Origin of the sequence: Frankia sp. Mgl5 (assembly GCF_023242985.1) — a bacterium.
GTDB lineage: Bacteria > Actinomycetota > Actinomycetes > Frankiales > Frankiaceae > Parafrankia > Parafrankia soli.
The window spans coordinates 1-386 of the sequence record NZ_JALKFY010000511.1 but is presented as its reverse complement, the minus strand read 5'-3'; the positions used below and the strand labels follow the sequence as shown (position 1 = coordinate 386).

The following is a 386-nucleotide window of genomic DNA, read 5'->3' as shown; positions in this document are numbered from 1 at the left end:
ATGTACTTTTCCCTACACCTGACCCGGCAAAAATCCCGACCCGCTGTCCTTTGCCAATGGTGAGTAGCCCGTCTATCGCCCGAACCCCTACCCCAAGCGGCTCTGTAATTCGGGGCCGCAATAAAGGATTTGGCGGCTGATTGTCGGTCGCATAACTGGTTAAGCCAAACGGTTGAGCCGCTCCGGTCAGCGGCCTACCCAATCCATCCAGGATAGAGCCGAGAATTTCCGGTCCTACCTTCACAGTCAAGGGTTTTCCAGTCGCAACCACGTCACAACCCGGACCGATTGAAGCAAGTTCGCCCAGAGGCATCAGCAGCACTTTGTTGTCGCGAAAACCAACCGCTTCGGCGATGATCGGTTCTTGATTGTGATTGGAGTAAATG

The 386-nt window shown here is 54.4% G+C and carries 1 pseudogene; it reads right to left on the bottom strand.

The features are described 5' to 3' along the window. Nucleotides 1-386, bottom strand: a pseudogene (fliI, locus tag MXD62_RS10380) (flagellum-specific ATP synthase FliI); the annotation flags it as partial.